Annotated in this window: 18 protein-coding genes and 1 tRNA gene; 13 read left to right on the top strand and 6 right to left on the bottom strand. The window is 42.5% G+C overall.

What is annotated here, in order from left to right; translation table 11 throughout:
* Window positions 1–4 precede the first annotated feature (4 nt).
* From VR862_RS09740 to VR862_RS09695, 10 genes are all read left to right on the top strand, one after another.
* A complete protein-coding gene (locus tag VR862_RS09740; RefSeq protein ID WP_324720774.1) occupies window positions 5–451 on the top strand; it encodes a FixH family protein in 447 nt (148 codons plus the stop codon).
* Complete coding sequence (locus VR862_RS09735; RefSeq protein WP_324720773.1) at window positions 451–1,152, top strand: sulfite exporter TauE/SafE family protein; 702 nt, start codon at window positions 451–453, stop codon at window positions 1,150–1,152. Before VR862_RS09740 ends, VR862_RS09735 begins: the two co-directional genes overlap by 1 nt.
* A 377-nt stretch (window positions 1,153–1,529) precedes the next feature.
* The gene (locus VR862_RS09730; RefSeq protein ID WP_324720772.1) at window positions 1,530–2,120 is read left to right on the top strand and encodes a YceI family protein; all 591 of its coding nucleotides are present in this window, start codon (window positions 1,530–1,532) and stop codon (window positions 2,118–2,120) included.
* Between the two features lie 57 nt (window positions 2,121–2,177).
* The gene (locus VR862_RS09725) at window positions 2,178–3,443 is read left to right on the top strand and encodes a dehydroquinate synthase/iron-containing alcohol dehydrogenase family protein (RefSeq protein WP_324720771.1); all 1,266 of its coding nucleotides are present in this window, start codon (window positions 2,178–2,180) and stop codon (window positions 3,441–3,443) included.
* Between the two features lie 72 nt (window positions 3,444–3,515).
* Window positions 3,516–4,088, top strand: a complete 573-nt coding sequence (locus VR862_RS09720; protein WP_324720770.1) for a YceI family protein — start codon at window positions 3,516–3,518, stop codon at window positions 4,086–4,088.
* Between the two features lie 4 nt (window positions 4,089–4,092).
* Entirely contained in the window at window positions 4,093–5,367 is a 1,275-nt protein-coding gene (locus VR862_RS09715) for an acetyl-CoA hydrolase/transferase family protein (protein ID WP_324720769.1), read from the top strand.
* Window positions 5,368–5,429: 62 nt separating this feature from the next.
* The gene (trxA, locus tag VR862_RS09710; protein ID WP_324720768.1) at window positions 5,430–5,729 is read left to right on the top strand and encodes a thioredoxin; all 300 of its coding nucleotides are present in this window, start codon (window positions 5,430–5,432) and stop codon (window positions 5,727–5,729) included.
* A gap of 4 nt (window positions 5,730–5,733) precedes the next feature.
* Complete coding sequence (locus VR862_RS09705) at window positions 5,734–6,327, top strand: Crp/Fnr family transcriptional regulator (RefSeq protein ID WP_324720767.1); 594 nt, start codon at window positions 5,734–5,736, stop codon at window positions 6,325–6,327.
* Between the two features lie 121 nt (window positions 6,328–6,448).
* Window positions 6,449–6,739 carry a hypothetical protein gene (locus VR862_RS09700; RefSeq protein WP_324720766.1) on the top strand — a complete coding sequence of 97 codons (291 nt, stop codon included), beginning with the start codon at window positions 6,449–6,451 and terminating at the stop codon, window positions 6,737–6,739.
* A 7-nt stretch (window positions 6,740–6,746) separates the two neighbouring features.
* On the top strand, window positions 6,747–7,133 hold the full coding sequence (locus VR862_RS09695; RefSeq protein WP_324720765.1) for a group III truncated hemoglobin: 387 nt from the start codon (window positions 6,747–6,749) through the stop codon (window positions 7,131–7,133).
* Window positions 7,134–7,657: 524 nt separating this feature from the next.
* On the opposite strand, the gene hemN is transcribed toward VR862_RS09695, so the two are convergent.
* From hemN to VR862_RS09670, 5 genes are all read right to left on the bottom strand, one after another.
* Entirely contained in the window at window positions 7,658–9,022 is a 1,365-nt protein-coding gene (gene hemN / locus VR862_RS09690) for an oxygen-independent coproporphyrinogen III oxidase (RefSeq protein WP_324720764.1), read from the bottom strand.
* Between the two features lie 323 nt (window positions 9,023–9,345).
* Window positions 9,346–10,299, bottom strand: coding sequence for a DUF4382 domain-containing protein (locus VR862_RS09685; RefSeq protein WP_324720763.1), 954 nt, complete (start codon window positions 10,297–10,299; stop codon window positions 9,346–9,348).
* A gap of 215 nt (window positions 10,300–10,514) precedes the next feature.
* The gene (locus VR862_RS09680; protein ID WP_324720762.1) at window positions 10,515–11,291 is read right to left on the bottom strand and encodes a TIGR03915 family putative DNA repair protein; all 777 of its coding nucleotides are present in this window, start codon (window positions 11,289–11,291) and stop codon (window positions 10,515–10,517) included.
* A gap of 1 nt (window position 11,292) precedes the next feature.
* A complete protein-coding gene (locus tag VR862_RS09675; RefSeq protein ID WP_324720761.1) occupies window positions 11,293–12,552 on the bottom strand; it encodes a putative DNA modification/repair radical SAM protein in 1,260 nt (419 codons plus the stop codon).
* Between the two features lie 71 nt (window positions 12,553–12,623).
* Window positions 12,624–14,093 carry an AsmA family protein gene (locus tag VR862_RS09670; RefSeq protein WP_324720760.1) on the bottom strand — a complete coding sequence of 490 codons (1,470 nt, stop codon included), beginning with the start codon at window positions 14,091–14,093 and terminating at the stop codon, window positions 12,624–12,626.
* A gap of 273 nt (window positions 14,094–14,366) precedes the next feature.
* Between VR862_RS09670 and VR862_RS09665 the strand changes: the two genes are divergently transcribed.
* Window positions 14,367–14,711, top strand: a complete 345-nt coding sequence (locus tag VR862_RS09665) for a hypothetical protein (protein ID WP_324720759.1) — start codon at window positions 14,367–14,369, stop codon at window positions 14,709–14,711.
* A 172-nt stretch (window positions 14,712–14,883) separates the two neighbouring features.
* On the opposite strand, the gene VR862_RS09660 is transcribed toward VR862_RS09665, so the two are convergent.
* A tRNA-Gln gene (locus VR862_RS09660) sits at window positions 14,884–14,956 on the bottom strand.
* A 250-nt stretch (window positions 14,957–15,206) separates the two neighbouring features.
* On the opposite strand from VR862_RS09660, the gene VR862_RS09655 reads away from it, so the two are divergent.
* Together VR862_RS09655 and VR862_RS09650 are read left to right on the top strand one after the other, a co-directional pair.
* Window positions 15,207–18,470: a protein O-mannosyl-transferase family gene (locus VR862_RS09655; RefSeq protein ID WP_324720758.1), complete on the top strand. Its 3,264-nt coding sequence runs from the start codon at window positions 15,207–15,209 to the stop codon at window positions 18,468–18,470.
* Between the two features lie 15 nt (window positions 18,471–18,485).
* Window positions 18,486–19,124 (top strand): polysaccharide deacetylase family protein, encoded by a 639-nt coding sequence (locus tag VR862_RS09650; RefSeq protein ID WP_324720757.1) that lies wholly within the window; start codon window positions 18,486–18,488, stop codon window positions 19,122–19,124.
* Window positions 19,125–19,207: the final 83 nt, after the last annotated feature.

Below are 19,207 nucleotides of genomic sequence, written 5' to 3'. Positions count from 1 at the left end.
GAACATGAGGATATCCTGGGGAACAGCCATAGTAATGGCAATAGTAGGTTTTATAGCCTTTATCATGTACTTCGTGGTCACCATGGTCACAGATGAAGATTACAGTCATGACCTGGTAGTAGAAGAGTACTACAAGACCGAGCTCACTTTTGAAGAGCAACTGGACAAGACCCGAAATGCTAACAGATTATCTGAAAATATTATCCTGGAAAAGTCTGTTGATGGAATGGTGATCACCTTTCCCGCCGAACTTGATCCTTTAGACATCACCGGAAATGTGTTCCTTTATCGGCCGTCAAACAAGCAATTGGACTCTGAAATTCCTCTTTCATTGTCCTCTCATCAATTGCTCGTACCTGATAACCGCTTGATAGACGGCCGTTGGAACATAATTATAGACTGGGAGTACCGGGGCGAAAAATTCTATTTTAAGGAGGACATCATCTACTAATGCTTTACTCTGCGTTCATACTTGGGCTCCTGGGAAGTTTCCACTGCATTGGCATGTGCGGGCCAATAGCATTTATGCTTCCGGTGTCACGGGAAAACAAATTGCTTAAGTTCTTCCAGATCTTCCTTTACCACTCAGGACGTCTGTTGTCCTATAGTATCATTGGTCTTGCCTTCGGATTAATTGGAAAAAGCCTGAATATTTTCGGAATTCAGCAGCAATTGTCCATTGGGATTGGCGCGCTCATGATACTGATTATCCTCCTACCGTCGAAAAGACTTCAAAAATTCAACTTTTCGAAACCCCTGTACCGGGTTGTTGGAAAAGTAAAGTCATCATTAGGCGTAGCCCTAAAGAAAAGAACTCCCGACACCTTCTTCACCATAGGTTTTTTGAACGGGTTCTTACCTTGCGGCCTGGTTTATATGGCTGTCTTTGGCGCAGTGGCTTCAGGTGCGATCATTTCGGGAAGTTTGTACATGCTTCTTTTTGGGCTGGGAACCATTCCCTTAATGACTACAGCAGTTTACTTTAGTAGTCTGTTAGGTGGCGAATTAAGGAGTAAAGTACAGCGACTTATTCCGGCTTTTGTAGTCATCATTGGGCTCCTCTTTATTTTAAGAGGCCTTGGATTGGGCATACCTTATTTATCCCCTGCTCCGGCAGGTACTTTGGTCGAAGCTTCGGCCAGCTGCCATTAAATCTCTAAACTTTTGTTACTGCTTTCAAATTCTCCCCGGGAAAATTCAGGAAAACCGGACATTCTGGTCCGCCTTCTATTTTACCATCTCTAAAGGAAAAGTTAAAAAAATCCACATTCGTTGTTCGGGAGATCACCCCTCCTTCCACTTTTTTATCATAATCAAGTTTCAGAAATATGAGTTCTATCAGCTTTTCCCGGAGCTAATAGGACATTTATATCCTAAAAACCCAGGATTGACAAGGGTTCGCTTAAGATTGTGAAAGCAATCACAAAATTATACTATGCAGGCAGAAGAATCTTACCGAAACCTGACCCGCGTCATACTCTACCCTTCATTTGTACCCCATCTTTGTATCATAATTTAAAACAAAAATCATGAATACAACAAAGAACCTTTGGTTAGTAATTGGAAGCTTCCTGATAATGGTTTTTTCTGCCACCCCAATGGTAGGGCAAACTTTCAATGTGAACAACGGAGCATCCAGTTTGAAAGTGGAAGGAACCTCAAACATACATGACTGGGAGTTGACTGCAAAAGAGCTCCAGGGAAGTATGAAGGTTCAAATGGAAGACGGACAGTTGGTGCAACTAGATCAATTACAGTTTGCAGTAGTTGCCGAAAGCCTGAAGAGTGGAAAGGGCGGAATGGATAAGAACACCTATAAGGCTCTTAATACAGATGATCATAAAAGAATCACTTACGACTTGACAAGCGTAAAGAATCTTGATTGTACTTCAAAAACATCATGTAAGATCACTACCAACGGAGTATTGACCATTTCTGGAACTAAAAAGAATGTGGAAATGGTATTTGATGCAAAAGTTGCAGGTGACAAAATAACCTTAAGCGGTAACAAAAAAATCAAAATGACCGAGTTTAAAGTGGATCCTCCAACAGCCATGTTTGGAACTATTACCACCGGAGACGACGTAAACATCAAATTTCAAACTGTTTTCACTAAATAATTCTAATTCAAAAACAAATTTTTAAAAATTCAACTATCAACTTTTTAATTTATCAAAATGAAAAATTTAATTAAATATTCCGGTATTGCTCTCTTGATGGCCATGGGCTTTCAGGCACAAGCACAAGATGTAGATGTCTTGGTTGTAGAAGAAGAAAATAACTATTCTATCTGGGATAGAGACCTTCCTAACTTTAGAGCTCCCGACCAGCGTGGTATTAACGAGTTCGAACCAACAAAAGACACTAATTATGACTTTGATGGTGTGCAGGTAAGAATCGGTGGAGCTTCCACCATCCAATTGCAAGGGCTACGTCAGGAAAATGCTGCGGACGATCTTGCCGAACTGGGAACTAACTTTAACCTTGCTACAGCCAACCTTGATCTTGATGTTCTTTTAGCTCCAGGGATGAGAATGCACTTAAGAACATATCTTTCTTCTTTACACCACAATGAAGCATACGTTAAAGGTGGATACATCCAGATCGATGGTCTAGAATGGATCAGCGAAGACCTTGCAGGGGTTATGGACAACTGGAGAATCAAAATCGGGCACATGGAGAACAACTATGGTGATGCTCACTTTAGAAGAACAGACAACGCAATGGCCCTTTACAACCCATTTGTAGGCAACTATTTGATGGACAGCTTTACTACTGAAGTTGGTGCAGAGGTTTATTATATGAACGGTCCATGGTTAGCAATGGTAGGTTTTACAAACAGTACTATCAACCAAAGTTCAATCAAATCTGAAAGAGACCCTTCTTACCTTGCCAAATTTGGATATGACAAACAAATAAGTGAAGATTTCAGATTTAGATTAACAGGATCTGTATTCCACTCTGGATTCCGACCTATTGGTTCAAGAGGGGCTACACAATACCTTTACAGTGGTGACCGTGCAGGAACTAGATACTACAATGTAATTGAAGGTGATTTTAGAGCTGGTAGAATCAACCCTGCCACTGGAGAAGAACTTACTTCTTTCATGATCAACCCTTTCATCAAAGTAGGTGGATTTGAGTTCTTTGGAATCTATGAAAATGCATCAACTGAAAATGATGACTGGAATCAATACGCAGGTGAGCTTATCTACCGTTTTGGACAAGATGAAGACTTCTACGTAGGTACTCGTTATAACACTGCCAGTAATGATGATGTTTCTGTAAATCGTTTCAACGTAGGTGGCGGATGGTTCATGACCAAAAACGTACTTGCAAAAATTGAGTACGTAAACCAGCAGTACAATGATTATCCTTCCGGAACGATTTATGACGATGCACAATTCAACGGATTTAACATTGAAGCAGTTATTAGCTTCTAATCAATAAGAATTGTTTGAATTAGCCAGAAAATGGGGGAAGATGATTCCCCCATTTTTTTTAACTTTAAAAAAATGAAAAAAATTGCGTTTGTTTTGGCGGTACTGTTGTGCGGTGGGATAACACACGCGCAAAATTTTCAAAAAAAAGAAGTTACAGTACTCCCTTCCAGCAACCTTACAATTATAGGGGATTCTAACATCGCTGCTTTCCAGTGTGAATTCGACACCTCTCACCTTGAGGAATCTCAAGTGGTAGGTTATACCCAAACAGGAAATGAAATTATGTTTACAGGAGCCGTTTTGGTGTTAAAGAACAAGGGCTTTGACTGCGGAAGTAAAGGAATTAACCAGGATTTCCACGATCTTTTAAAGACCGATGATCATCCCCGAATCTTTTTAGAACTGAATAAGGTCGATCTCTCCTCCCCTTCCCACGGTGTAGCCACTGTTGTGATCACTATTGCAGGGAAAAAGAGAACCTATAAGGTACCTGTCACGATCAAAAGTGAGGTAATAGCAGAATTTAAAGGAAACCTGCACCTCAACATTAAAGACTATGGTCTTGAGGCACCAAAAAAGTTATTCGGAATGATTGTCGTAAAAGATGAGATTGATATCGACTTCAATCTTCTTGTAAAAAAATAATCTCATGAAAATCGTATCTGCTGCCGAGGCTGTTTCCTTTGTAGAATCTGGAAACAGAGTGTTCTTCCAGGGAGCTGCAATGACTCCCAATATTTTGATCGACGCTCTTGTCGACAGACATAAAGAATTAAAAGCTGTAGAGATCTTCCATATTCATACCGAAGGCTCTGCCCGCTATACACAACCTCCTTATCGCGATTCATTCTGTTTAAACAGCTGTTTCGCGGCAGGGAATGTTCGTGATGCAGTAAATTCTGAATATGGGGCATATATTCCTATCTTTCTGAGTGAGATACATGTATTGTTTAGAAAGAACATCTTACCTCTTGATGTTGCTTTCATCCAGGTGTCCCCTCCAGATAAGCACGGCTTTTGTTCCCTTGGGGCTTCAGTAGACATTACCCTGCCGGCAATTCAAACAGCGAAAAAGGTGATCGCACAGATCAATCCGCAGGTGCCCAGAACACATGGCGACGGAATCATCCACGTAAGCAGGATCACTGCGGCTGTCGAAGCAAACGCACCTATCTTTTCTCATGCCCCCGTTGCACCTTCAGAAATCGAAAAGCAGATTGGAAAACATGTTGCCGAGCTCATAGAAGACGGCGCTACCCTGCAAATGGGAATAGGTGGTATTCCCAATGTGGTACTCAATAACCTGATGAACCACAAACGCCTGGGAATTCACACCGAAATGTTTTCAGACGGAGTTCTGCCTCTTATAGAAAAGGGCATCATCACAGGGGAAGAAAAAGAAGTAAAAACCGGAAAGATCGTCACCTGTTTTGCACTTGGATCCTCAGCGTTGTACGACTTCATAGATGATAACCCTGTGGTACATTTCAAAGAGGCGGCATATACCAATGATACTGCCATTATTAGAAGGAATCCTAAGGTCACAGCTATTAACAGCGCCATTGAGATCGATCTCACCGGGCAGGTTTGTGCCGATACAATTGGAACATATCAATATTCCGGCGTGGGAGGGCAAATGGATTTTATTCGCGGTGCCTCACTTTCTGAAGGTGGAAAGGCCATTATCGCTATGCCTTCTGTCACAGCAAAAGGAATTTCAAAGATCGTCCCCAACTTGCGGGAAGGAGCCGGTGTCACAACTACCCGCGCTCACGTGCACTATATCGCCACCGAGTATGGGGTTGTAAATCTCTACGGCAAGAACTTAAAACAGCGGGCAAAGGCTCTTATCTCCATCGCTCACCCAGATCACAGGCAGGAATTGGAAAAGGAGGCTTATTACCGCATCAATAAAACACGTTAAGCTAAAAAGCTTTCGAAAAATGTCATTTTTGAGTACCTTTAAGATGCTTAAAAAAGGAAAATATGAAAAGTAGTTTTAGTGAGATCATCAATGACGACAAACCAGTACTAGTAGATTTCTTTGCCGACTGGTGCGGCCCGTGTAAAACTCTGGCCCCAATCCTCCAGGATGCAAAAGCCGATCTGGGTGACAAGGTAAAGATCGTCAAAATCGATGTAGATAAAAATCAATCTCTTGCCGAAAAATACCAGGTACGCGGCGTCCCTACCTTGATGCTCTTTAAAAAAGGGGTGCAATTATGGAGACAATCCGGCGTAGTGCCCAAGGCAGACCTTGTTAGGCTTGTAAATTCTCACCAGTAGATCTATGATCGACGAGAACCTGTTGCTTAACCATGGGGCAAGAAAAGTGGTCTTTTCGAAAGGAGACCAGTTGTTCCGGGAAGGAGAATCGGCCAACAACTTCTACCAGGTGGCCTCAGGGGAAATTAAGATGAACAACTACAATGAAGATGGTAAGGAGTTCATCCAGGGTATCTTTTCTATTGGTCAAAGCTTCGGGGAGCCACCCCTGCTGGCCAATGTAAAGTATCCCGCAAATGCTGAAGCAATTTCAGATGCCGAAGTTTTTCAGCTATCAAAAGATCAATTTCTGGAGCTGCTTTCTTCCAACCCTAAAGTGCATCTCAAGATCACAGAGACGCTTGCAAAAAGACTCCATTATAAAGCTATCATGGTTTCTGAAATTTCCAGCCAGGAACCTGAACATCGCATCCTGCGAATTATCGATTACCTGAAACAGATCAACAAGGTCGAAGGTAAGTTCACTTATCGCCTGGACCTTACCCGGCAACAACTGGCAGATCTTACGGGACTGCGCGTTGAAACTGTGATAAGAGCTACTAAATCCCTGGAAAAAAAAGGGGAAGTGCAGATCAAAAAGAGAAAAGTTTTTCGCTAAAATCTCATTTTCAACAGTTTATATGCCGCAACACGGATAGAAATGTCCGGTTTTATGATCTCGATCATATCTTCTCCTCTCCTATCCCTTTAATTTTACCACCTAAATAAAATATAAGGGTATGAGACTTTACAACACACTTTACAAAGATTTTGATGAACTGTTCGTAGGTTACTCGGCGGTTGCGATTATTCTTACCACCTGCTTTGGAGCTGCTGCAGCAATGGTCATTCTCATGAACGGTCATGATTTTATACAGATGTTCCAGTTATTCCTGGTACTGGTTGGAACGCTGACATATCTCGTATCGGTTTTGGCACAAATGAAATCAAAATTTGTATTTAACAGCTTAATCTTTAGTGTACTGTTAAGCAGTATTTTACTTTTGATGAATGTGTGGATGCGATACTAAAAACTTCATGAAAAATGATATACAAAACCGGGAGGATGTTTTTCTCCTGGTTTCCTCTTTTTATATAAAAGTAAGAGCAAATAAGAAAATTGGTCATTTCTTTAATGACAGGATCGAGGATTGGCCATCTCACCTGGAGAAGCTAACCGACTTTTGGGAGACCAACCTTTTTATGGTAAGTAAGTTTCGCGGTAATCCTATGAGAGCTCATAAAGAGGTTGACAGGCATTTCCAAAATAGCATAGAACAGGCACATTTTGGCGAATGGCTGAATCTATGGTTTCAAACGATTGATGAGCTCTTTGAGGGAGAAAGAGCCAATATTGCTAAGAATCGTGCACGAAATATGGCGCACAACCTGTTTCTGAATATTTATACAAGCCGGAAGCAGTAACTTTTCCCGGCACCTCCAACGGGCCACCAATTCACCACTCTTTTCTTTTGGTCACCAACCACTGATCACTAGTCAAACCTGGGTGCTATAAAGGGGCCTTTTTGAAGTATTTCTGATAATTTTTTACTAGCTAATTGGAAATTGTTTTCAATGGAACTGTCTTTGGAAACGTGGCGAAAATTCTTTCCTGAATTAGCAGTCTCACACTATCTCCTAAAAAAATAAGAGTTCATTTGCAGAAGTTTAAGATTGCTGCAATCGCCTTTTCGGCTCCTTCGCAGTGACGTGAAAAAGGGGGACAGAAAATCGTCGACACGTCTTTGCGAGAGAGGGGATCTCCCGACCGAAGCAATCTTATTGTAGTGAGCAGGCTCTGGATTCTACCCTGAAAACAAAAAAGAATTCCTGAAGCAGGAGATTGCTTCAGTCGTCCCAAAACCTTGGGACTCCTTCGCAATGACTGAAAGGTCTTTGCCCCGTCTTTAAAAGAAAATCTTGAATTTTGAATGTTGAACCCTGAATTACTACACCGTCATCGAAAACAGCCTCGTCTCCGGTTTACTTCTCTGAAGCAGCAGGTCAAAAGCCATACAGATATTCCTCACAAAAGGCCTTCCGGATTCTTTTACCATTAGCTGCTCATTTCCGAATTCAAGGAGACCATCGGCTTCCATTTCCTTCAGGTTTATAAGTACTTCAGGAAGTTCAGGGAATTTCATAGAATCTTCCTGCCAGGAGGTTTGCAGGTTACACATGAGATTAAGAATATGCTTCCGAAGTTTTTCATCTTCAGTAGACAAGATATGTCCGCGATAAAGAGGCAGCTTCCCCTTTTCCAGGATGCCGTAATATTCTTCAATGGTCTTTACATTCTGTGCAAACCCTGTCCAGCTGTCGCTTATGGAGGAGACTCCCAGGCCTATCATCACCTTTGTTTTGGAAGATGTATAACCCATAAAATTACGGTGCAACTTCTTATTTTCCATGGCTTTGTACAGCGTATCAGTCTTGAGCGCGAAATGGTCCATCCCCACTTCTACATAACCGGCCTCGGCCAGCATTTGTTTTCCTACTTCATACATCTCCCGCTTCACAGCAGCCGATGGAAGATCTTCCTCATTAAACCCACGTTGCCCGTTGCCTTTGATCCATGGGACGTGAGCATAGCTGTAAAAGGCGATCCTGTCTGGCATCAGCTCCTTGGTCTTCTCAATAGTTTCCCGGATATGATCAACGGTCTGGAAAGGCAGACCAAAAATAAGATCATGTCCTACAGAAGTGTAGCCGATCGCTCTTGCCTGCTCCGTAGCATTCTTCACATTCACAAACGGCTGAAACCTGTGAATAGCCCGCTGCACTTCCATGTTATAGTCCTGCACGCCATAGCTTACACGGGTAAAGCCTAGATCGAAAAGCAACTTTAGATGCTCTTGTTTGGTATTGTTTGGATGACCTTCAAAGCTGAAATCGAACTCCTCTGCCCTGTCTGCTTTTTTAAAGAGCCCTTCAAGAAGGATCTTTAGATTTTCGGGGGAGAAAAATGTCGGGGTTCCGCCGCCCAGGTGGATCTCCTTTATGACCGGCTTTTCTTTCAGCAGGTCAACATAAAGATCCCATTCCTCAAGCAGGGCAGCAATATAAGGAGATTCCACCTCATGACGCTTTGTGATGCGTTTATTACAACCGCAAAAAGTACAGAGGCTCTCGCAGAAAGGCAGGTGAATGTAAAGACTTATGCCCTCTTCCCTGTTGCTTTCCAAAAATGACTTTTTTAGCCTCTCCTTATATTTTTCTACTGTAAATGCAGCTTCGTCCCAATACGGCACCGTGGGATAACTGGTATACCTTGGGCCGGGAACGTTGTATTTCTGAATTAAAGATGTGCTCATACCTTTTAATTAGAACGCAAAAGTACCAGCCTCATCCTGTTTATAATATGATTTTAATCAGGTCAAAAAGGTCTGAATTCCAACACCTCCCAAAAAGGCCATTTTTGAAGGTTCTTTTCTGAAAGATATTTTTCAGAATTGCTTCAAAAGATCTTGGAGATGTCTTTGACCGGTTCGAAGTCTTATCAAGGTACCGATACAGCCGATCATTTCTCAGGTGTAACTTCTACAACAGCCCTGTCTTCAATTGATTAATATTTTCTTCATTAAAAGAAAAGGGCTGCCTTCTCGGGGCAGCCCTCATTACCAGGCTAGAATATAAGTTACAAATTGAGAAGACCTTCAATGGCCACGTTCAAGTTTACCGTAGTATTTGCTTCTACCATGACCTCATTCAAAGTCAGTTCTCCTGCAAGATCCATTTCTAACCGACCTTGATACTCCAGCTTCCCATCGTTATCTTCATCTTCATAAGAAGCGAAGATGAGCTCATATTCCCCTTCTTCAAGAAAATGCAGGGAAAAGTCTCCTCCGGCCCCGGCTACAGCCGTACTGGTAACGGCATTAGAAAAAGCTGCTGCCGAGCTTCCACCGGCATCTGCTTCACTTTCACTGTAGGAACCTGCTTTGTAGGCGTAAACTACTACTGCTTCTGCCCCGGCAGCCGAGTAATTTGAAATATTACCTTCGATAGTACCTGTCTCTGCTCGATTAGCCACTCGAATACTATTGGAGAGATTTCCTGAACTAACAAAGGAATAATTGCCTTCAGAATTTTGAACAATGCTCTTTCGCAGGTCAAAATCAATGATTAGCTCATTCTGCTCAGCTTGCAAAATTTCAGCTTTGTCGCTAACTTCGATCCGGCTGACGGAGGACAGAAGAGCTTTCTTTTCCCCTCCCGTAGTCAATACATAATTAGCCGGTGCATTTCCAGCAGCATCCGAATTCTCTTCAAGAACAAGTACCACGTTCGAGGAAGATCCAATTTCCAGGTCTACATTCCCCAGCAGTTTAGTTTTACCTTCTGTAAGACTGCTAATTTCGATGGTAGATTTCGAAAAACCTTCAAGAGCCTTACCATTTACCTGTACTTCGGCCACGGTGATGAATACTCCACTTATCTCAGGATTATCAACCGGCGAATCTGTAAGGTAAACGCTGGTGGAAGAAACCTCTCCTCCCTCGTTCATCCCGTCCTCATCCTGGGAACAGGAAACGAGTAAAACAGCGAAAACACCGAACAAAATAGATTTAGAAAACTTTGTAAGTAACATAGAATTGGGTTTTATATTAGCTAACAGAACGCAAAACTTATTATTTGATTTTGCTTTCCCAATACCTTTTAAATAACTTTAACAGGACTACTCCTACCTCATTTCCTTCGCCAGGCCGTGATAACTCTAGCATCTAGCCCATCTAATTCCTACAGCAACATAGTTTGAACTGTTAAAAAGGATCGACAAAAGTTTACCTCTCTAAAATGTCATTTTTAAAGGTTCTTTTCTGTAAGATATTTCCAGTATCGCTTCGGAAGATGTTGAACATGCAATTTTTGATTGGCCCTGCCTTTAATATTAGTGCTGCTGAAATATTCCTTCCACAGTTCCTGAAAGGAGATTTCCGAAGTATGAAAATAAGCTTCGGGGGCGCCCGAAATTCCGATCTCCGGAGCCAGGTCAAGAGTGACATATTCTACTTTTGAGAGATCATAGGCTATTCCATAATTCCGTTTAAGATCATAGATGATCCACTTTTGATCGGCATACCGGCTCTTGAAATGTCCCTTTATAAGGGGAAGCACGTTGAAGTCCGGTTCTATGGCTGCAAAATAAACCGCATCCTTAGTAAGCCTGAAGCGCACAAAGGCTTCCATCCTGTGTTTTTCCCTCCCTACCTTTTTCGCCGCCTGCGAGATCTTTAAAACTGAAGGATGAGAAAAATCGCGGTCCACCGGCAAACTTTCAGCCAGGATATAGCGAATCATACTGAACATGTGCATTTCAATTCCGGGCAATTCACTTAAAAAAGCCCATTTTAGATCCCTCAATCCGGCGGGAGATGCTTTTTTCTTGAGGGAAGTCCAAACCCGTTTTGCCTTGTCGGGTATGGTGTCAATCTCTCTGGTCTGGACTAAAAGATCCCGGGATGCCTGCTCTTCCGGAGGCTTAATAGCTATTACTTTCAATCTTTCTTCATAAGCTGAAAATACACAAGTTAGAAAACCCAGCATTGTTCCATCATAGGCCAGCACAGCTTCTGTGTCCATTTCAAAAAAGACTTAATTGGGTTCCTATTTCTTTTCTGAACTTTCCGGAAGAAGTGCCTAAAATGACATTTTTGAGATATTCGCTGGAAGGTTCTTTAACTTCAAAATCCCGGGAATCGCAGGTGATGAAATATTTCGCCCTGTTCATTGCAATCCCAATGTTCTTAAGGTGTTCCCAGTTTAGCTTCCGGAACTTCCTCGCCTGCAGGATCTTGTTAACCGACTTCAACCCGATCCCCGGGACCCTGAGCAGCAGTTCCTTCTCCACCCTGTTCACGTTCACCGGAAAGTGGTGCCGGTTGCGTAACGCCCAGCTGAGTTTGGGATCTAGTTCCAGATCAAGATTTTGATTTTGCCCGTCCAGCAGCTCCCGCACATCGAAACCGTAAAACCGCAGCAGCCAGTCTGTCTGGTAAAGCCGATTTTCCCTAAGCAGCGGCACCTGACTCCCCAGGGCCGGCAGCCTGGGATCCTCGGCTACAGGGATATAACCCGAATAATATACCCGTTTCATATTGTACTTCTTGTAAAAAAAAGTTGCCGAATACATGATATCCCGATCGCTCTCCCCCGAAGCTCCAACGATCATCTGCGTACTCTGGCCGGCCGGTGCATATTTTGGGGTACTCTTTATGAGCCTGCTCTCACTTTTGTACTGCACGATCTCGTTTTTCACCTTCTCCATAGGCTTTATGAAATCTTCATGTTTTTTATCTGGAGCCAGTAACTTGAGTCCGCTTTTGGTGGGGATCTCGATGTTGACGCTCAAGCGGTCGGCATAGAGTCCGGCCTCCCGCATAAGTTCATCACTTGCTCCCGGGATTGATTTTAGGTGGATATAGCCATTGAAGTTCTCTTCCAGTCTCAGTTTTTTTGCCACCTGGATGAGCCGTTCCATAGTATAGTCGGCATCTTTAAAAATTCCGGAGCTAAGAAAAAGCCCCTCAATATAATTTCGACGATAAAAATGTATGGTAAGATCGACGACCTCTTGTACCTTAAAAGCTGCGCGTTTGATGTCATTGCTCTTACGGGTTACGCAATAGGCGCAGTCAAAGATGCAGTGGTTGGTAAGCAGGATCTTTAAAAGAGAAACACATCTACCATCTTCGGTATAGGAATGACAGATGCCCATCCCGGAGGAATCTCCAAGTCCTTTGGTGGTGTTTTTTCGTTTGCTTCCGCTGGAAGAACAGGAAACATCGTATTTTGCTGCATCAGCAAGAATACTCAGCTTTTCCTTTATTCGCTCATAGTCCATTCGATCATTTTCAGCAAAAATAGGAAATAATCCTATTAAATGGAATATTTCCTAATAAGAAAATGATGAGATTATAATTGACCTACAGCATCGATCAATCCTTCGCGCAAGCCTTTCCACACGTAGTTCCAGAAAGACCTGTTCTTGGTTCTTTCCACTCTCACGTCCTGTCCTCCACCTTCATCGGGTTCCTGCTCGTTATCAACAAAAAGATTGGCTATAGCACTAAAGAACCCTTTTTTATTATATTTCTTATTGAGGAGTTCGATTTTAAAATCTTCATAATCCATTCTGAAGTCTCCCCGCAGAACCTCATCATTTCCGTAGAAATTGAAATAGACCTCATTTAATGTTCCGCGGGCCTGCACGTCCAGAGAAGGAACGAGAAAAGGATCTAAAGCTTCCCCTTCCAGGTGTCCAAAGCGGCCCGAAATGTGGAACCGGTCCTGCGGATCAAAGACCGGAAAGGTCCAGTCTATGCTCACGGGGGTGCCCCTCATAAAATCGGCATTAGCAGTGATTTTTGGCTGATCTTCTAATTCCTTTATGTTGTGTAGATTTTTTATTTCGCCATTGATCCCGGCAAAACGTACAATTCCCGGTCCCCCTTCTTCCTTGACCTGTTCTTCATAAATGATCTCACTATTCTCCACCTGTACTAAATCAAAATTGAGGTAGAAAGGTAGCTCCCGAAGCATTTTGCTATACAAGGGCTTAGTAGTGGCATCATCTTTCAGCAGTTTATTCCTGTAGATCGTTAAATTCGCATTGGTCACAGTCATTTTAGGATTGGTGAGATACAGGGAATCCTTGCGCCTTTTCAAAAGAAGACTGTCCAGACTGATCCCTTTAACATCGAGGGTGATCTGGTCCTTTTCAAATGGTATGACCCTGTCAAACTGGCTCCTGGGATAAAATGAACGAATCCTGAAACTAGAAATATCCACTTGCCCATTTTTAGCTGAGAATTTCCCCACGTCGATGTAATGCTCGGAATTCATCTTCAGATAAACTGTATCAAGGTCAATACTATAGTCTTTAAGCCCGGACAACTCCATCCCCGGACTCACATTTTTCACAACTGCCCTTGGTATATGAGCAAAAAAACTGGCCGAGGCTGTGTCGCTGGCTTTTTTACTCAGGCGTCCATCCTGCACCGAAATGCTCCTGATAAGCACCTCCCTATCCTTTCCTGAACTTTTCTCTTTAGCAGAATCTGCCGGAAAAAAATCTACTTCAGGTGAGGTGAACTCAAGTTCATCAAGGTCGATTTTATTGCTGAACAAATATTTAGAATAGGATATTCCGCTTGCCGAAATTTTTTCAGCATTGATCGACAATCTTTCGAGATCTATTTTCACATCCTCAATACTGAACTTATTCAGGAAAATATTTACCGATAGATCTTCATACGCAGATGATTGAAAACGCTCATCAAGCGCCTGTTCTATCTTTTGTTTGACGAAGAAGTTGGTCAGGAACATCAGGAGAATTAATCCAGCCACCACACCTATTATCCAGAAAATCTTTTTACTACTCACAAATTCCTTTTTTCTGAAGATAGCATTTTTCCTCCAAACCCCTGTTAACAATAAATCCTGAAGGTGTTCTTTAAGGGAAAATCCTGCAAATCTGTTAAAATTGTTTTTGCAGATGGAGCCCTTTTTCGAGCTTTACTCTCCCAATATTTTCACAAGGAATGTAGGAAGCTGTTAATTCTTTACTAATCAACATCTTGTTAAAACATTTTTAACACCTCAAGCCTTAATTTAGGCGGTGTTAAGAAGAATAATTAACCATAAACCAAACGCCTCATGACATCATTTCAACCCTCTCAAATTATTGAAGAATTTAAAAATTTTATACATAGCAGTTGTACCAGTTGTGAAACTGAAATTGAGAAATTCAGTTCCCTTCACAAGGGCATCATAAAAATGTATTTTGGAGCCCGTCGTGTGGAGATCGATTATAAATTGCAAACCATCAAAGCAGAAATTCCTATTTCTGATTACGAGTTTACGACTGTGAATTTCGAATGCCAGGACCTGGATCGTTTCCTCTCATCCTGCATCAAAAAAGATAAAAGAAGCCTGAATTTTTATCAAAGCTCCTTAAATTATTATAACCATATTCCGGGAGCTCTGTCCCAGGTGGCATAGAGAAATGTAAAAATGTGGCTTTACTATATAATTATAAAGCTCCGGTACTTCCGGGGCTTTTTTATTGCGTTTTTTGTCCCGTAAGAAGTTGTGATGGTAATCGCGAAGATTGCGCAAACCTGAAGAAAACATAAGGCATAAAAAAACCCATCTTACGATGGGTTTCACTTTGTTGGCCTACTAGGGCTCGAACCTAGACTCTTCTGAACCAAAATCAGACGTGTTGCCAGTTACACCATAGGCCATTGCTATAATGCGGATGCAAATTTAAAACAAACTTTGGCTTGTACAAATATTTTTTTCGAATTCTTTCGGCAAAATCTAAAAAACAGATCCTCTTAAAAATGGCATTTTTGAAACCCTTGATTTTACTGCTCTCTCTATAAGGCTAAAGACTTAAGTAGCTGTCGCTTCAAAATATCTTCTTTTAAAAATCGTTCTTCCTACAATAGCTTAATTATTCTTAAATTCGCCACAGTTCTCAAACTCACATCTATGACCGATTTCAACTTTACCAGGTGGAATAAAATTCTGGGCTGGTTAGTTTTTCTTATAGCTCTTACCACATTTTGGCTCACCGTAGAACCCACTCTTAGTTTTTGGGACGCGGGAGAATATATTGCAACTTCCTCAAACCTGGAAGTAGGTCACCCTCCGGGAGCACCACTGTATCAAATGATGGGTGCATTTTTCTCGATCTTTGCCAGCGAACCTTCACAGGTAGCCTATATGGTGAACCTTATGTCGGTCTTTGCCAGTGCATTTACTATTTTGTTCATGTTCTGGTCGATCGTTTTATTATTGCTGAAGATCTCCGGGCCTGTGACCGAGATCTCTGCTGCCAAAAAAGCTGCCGTTCTAGGTAGCGCCGCAGTTGGATCCCTTGCCTTTACTTTTACAGACAGTTTTTGGTTCAATGCCGGGGAAGCCGAAGTCTATGCAATGGCGACCTTTCTTATGGCCATACTTTTTTACCTGGGGCTGCTATGGGAACGGGATATGTTTGCTCCGAGAGGAAACCGATGGGTCATCCTCATTTCCTTTATTATAGGACTTTCTTTTGGAGTCCATTTTATGGGGCTTCTTACCATTCCCGCAATAGGTTTCCTTTACTACTTCAAGAATTTTTCTAAAATCACGGTTAAGAATTTCATTATTGCCAACATAGTGGTAGTAGCGGTTCTTATGTTCATTTTTAAGCTACTTCTACCTTATTCACTAGTGCTGTTTTCGGCCACAGAGATCTTCTTTGTAAACACATTGGGGCTGCCGTTTAATTCGGGAACCATATTTACTGCTTTGGTCTTGATCGCTGCTTTTTACTTCGGATTCAAATACACCCGAAGCAAAAAATACTATCAGCTAAATACCTTGCTCCTGTGCATCCTGTTCATTTTCATAGGATTCTCATCATGGCTAATGCTGCCAATTAGAGCAAACGCAAACACAGTGATCAATGAGAACAACCCGAACAACGCCAGGGAACTACTGGCCTATTACAACCGGGAACAATATCCTGAAACTCATTTGTTCTACGGACCACAATTCACCGAGATCTACAGCGGACTGGATGAGAATAATCCTTACATAGATGATAAACCAAAATATGAAAAGGACGAAGCTGCAGGCAAATATGTAATTGTGAACGATTACAAGAACGCCAAGCAGAATACCGATGATGATCACAAGGCGGTTTTGCCTCGTATGTGGAGTACAGAACACGCTTCCAACTACATGGAATTCACAGGCCCTCTTGACTTTACGATCAAACCGGGATATCAACAGGAGGAGCAGCTCATTCAGGCTGTGAATGAATTTAAAAGAAATTTTAATCAGGGGAATGTTGACTATCAGCAGTATGATTCCTTCCTTCGCCGCTTCAGGGAATACCTGGATGTTGAAAAACCTTCCTTTGGTTCCAATTTGAATTACTTATTTGAGTATCAAATGGGCTATATGTACTGGCGTTATTTCATGTGGAACTTTGCAGGTCGCCAGAATGATATACAGGGAAAATACACAGATCAAGACGGGAACTGGTTAAGTGGCATCGACTTTATTGACGAGGCCCGCCTGGGGAACCAGGATCTTTTACCTTCAGATGCTTTGAACAATCCGGCGAGGAACACCTATTATTTTCTACCCCTCCTGTTAGGAATTCTCGGTGTTGTTTTTCATTACAGCAGAGACAAAAAACGCTTCTGGGTTTTACTGGTGTTCTTCCTCTTTACCGGGATAGCCCTTAAGATTTACCTTAACGAACGACCTTTTGAACCACGGGAAAGGGATTATGCGCTGGTTGGATCGTTCTATGTGTTCGCGATCTGGATAGGCTTTGGAGCATATGCACTTTTTGATATGCTAAAGGATTACCTCAAGCCAAAGATCGCAGTCCCTGTGGTGATCTCAATCTCACTACTTGCTGTGCCCGGAGTTCTTGCCAGTGAAAACTGGGATGATCACGATAGATCGAACCGCTATACCGCACTTGCAATGGCAAAGATGTACCTGGACAGTCTCGATGAGGATGCGATTCTGTTTACCATTGGTGATAACGATACTTTTGCCCTCTGGTATGCCCAGCAGGTTGAAGGTTATCGTACAGATGTTCGTATCGTGAACACCAGCCTTTTTGCTACCGACTGGTATATTGATCAAATGAAAAGACAGGCATGGGAAAGTGAACCTATTCCCGGGCAGCTCGAGCATGAACAGTACAGGTATGGAACCAGGGATGCCGTATGGTATCAACCCATTACCCAGGACACTATGAATATCCAGACATGGATGAACTGGATCGCCAGTGACGACCCCCGTACCAAAGCTGAACTGATGAGCGGACAAAGCGTAAGCACCTTTCCAACAAAACACATCAGGATTCCGGTCAACAAGGAGAATGTCTTGGAATACGGGATTGTAAAACCTCAAAACGCAGATGAAATTGTAGACGAGATCATCATTGAACTTTCAGGGGATATCCTATACAAGAACAGGCTCTTGATGCTGGATATAATTGCAGGTAATGACTGGAAACGTCCAATTTATTTTACCGGCGGCAGCTTTGGCGATGATGATTACCTGTGGATGAAAGATTACCTTCAGCTCGATGGAGTAGCTTACAAACTGGTGCCAATCGAGACTCCGGTAAATCCACGTAACCCGTTTGATATGGGCCGTATAGATGAAGATAAGATGTACGATATCGTGATGAACTGGTACTGGGGGAATTCGGGTGACTCCGATCTTTATTACGATCCTGAAACCCGAAAAAATGCGATCACTTACCGCAGTAATTTAGCACGTCTTGCCGAAGCTCTTATCAACGAAGGTAAGATGGAAAAAGCTGAAGATATTCTTGACCTGGCGATGGAAAAAATGCCGGTCGAGTATTTTGGATATTACACCTTGCTTGAACCTTTCATCCAGGGCTATTATGAAGTTGGCGAAAGGGAAAAAGCCCGGGATCTGTATTTACAGGTTGCTCAAAAATATCAGGAAAATCTTACTTATTACAGTTCCCTTGATCTGGACAGGCAGTTTGACCGTGGCAGTGAAGTGGTCACCGATATTGAACGCTACAGAAGCCTTGTCGATCTGTTGATTATGAATGATACCGAAGAATTTGCACGGGAAGAAGCAGATAAATTCAACAATTATCTCATGTTGTTCCAGCATTTCTACGGAGGTCCAGAAGCTTCGGAAGAATTACCTGCCGCCGAAGAAGACCTTTTGCCAACGGAGATCCAGGATTCTCTGTAGTTAACTCAGGAGAGGATGAGGGAGCGTGTACCCGCAATCATTAAATGGATGTACCCCCAAAGGATCTGGGACGGGCCTGCCGGGGATAAAGATCTTTACCTCACCTTTGATGACGGGCCTATTCCAGGACCTACAGAGTGGGTGCTGGAACAGTTGAAGACATACAACGCAAAAGCCACTTTCTTTTGTATTGGCGAAAATGTGGAGAAAAACCCCGAGATCTTCAGGCAGGTTCTGGCTGAAGGTCATGTGGTAGGAAATCACACGTACAACCATCTTGACGGCTGGAGAACCCCCATTGCTGAATATCTTGAAAACACAACCAGGGCGCAGAAGGTAATGGAGCGTGAACTGCCCGACGGGGTGAGCCTAAGAAATCCCTTTTTTCGTCCTCCTTATGGAAAGATTAAAAATGTACAGGCGAAAAAGCTACAAAAGCTCGGCTATAGGACCGTCATGTGGAGCATTGTGAGCATGGATTATGACCACAGGATTTCCGCAGAGAGATGTTATCAAAACGTGGTGAAAAATGCCCGACCGGGAAGCGTCATAGTTTTCCACGACAGTCATAAAGCCGAAAAAAATCTGAGAGAAGTTTTACCACTGGTACTGGAGCATTACACCGGACTCGGCTACAGCTTCAAATCTCTGTAAAGAAAGATCATAGGTTTTACAGGGTGCCAAAAAAGCCATTTTTGACACCTTTTTTCCTACAGAATTTTCTATCTTCAGGTGCA

This window comes from Salinimicrobium aquimaris (genome assembly GCF_035607535.1).
Taxonomy (GTDB): domain Bacteria; phylum Bacteroidota; class Bacteroidia; order Flavobacteriales; family Flavobacteriaceae; genus Salinimicrobium.
Note: the sequence above shows the minus strand (reverse complement) of the source record. Positions and strands in the feature narration are given on the sequence as shown.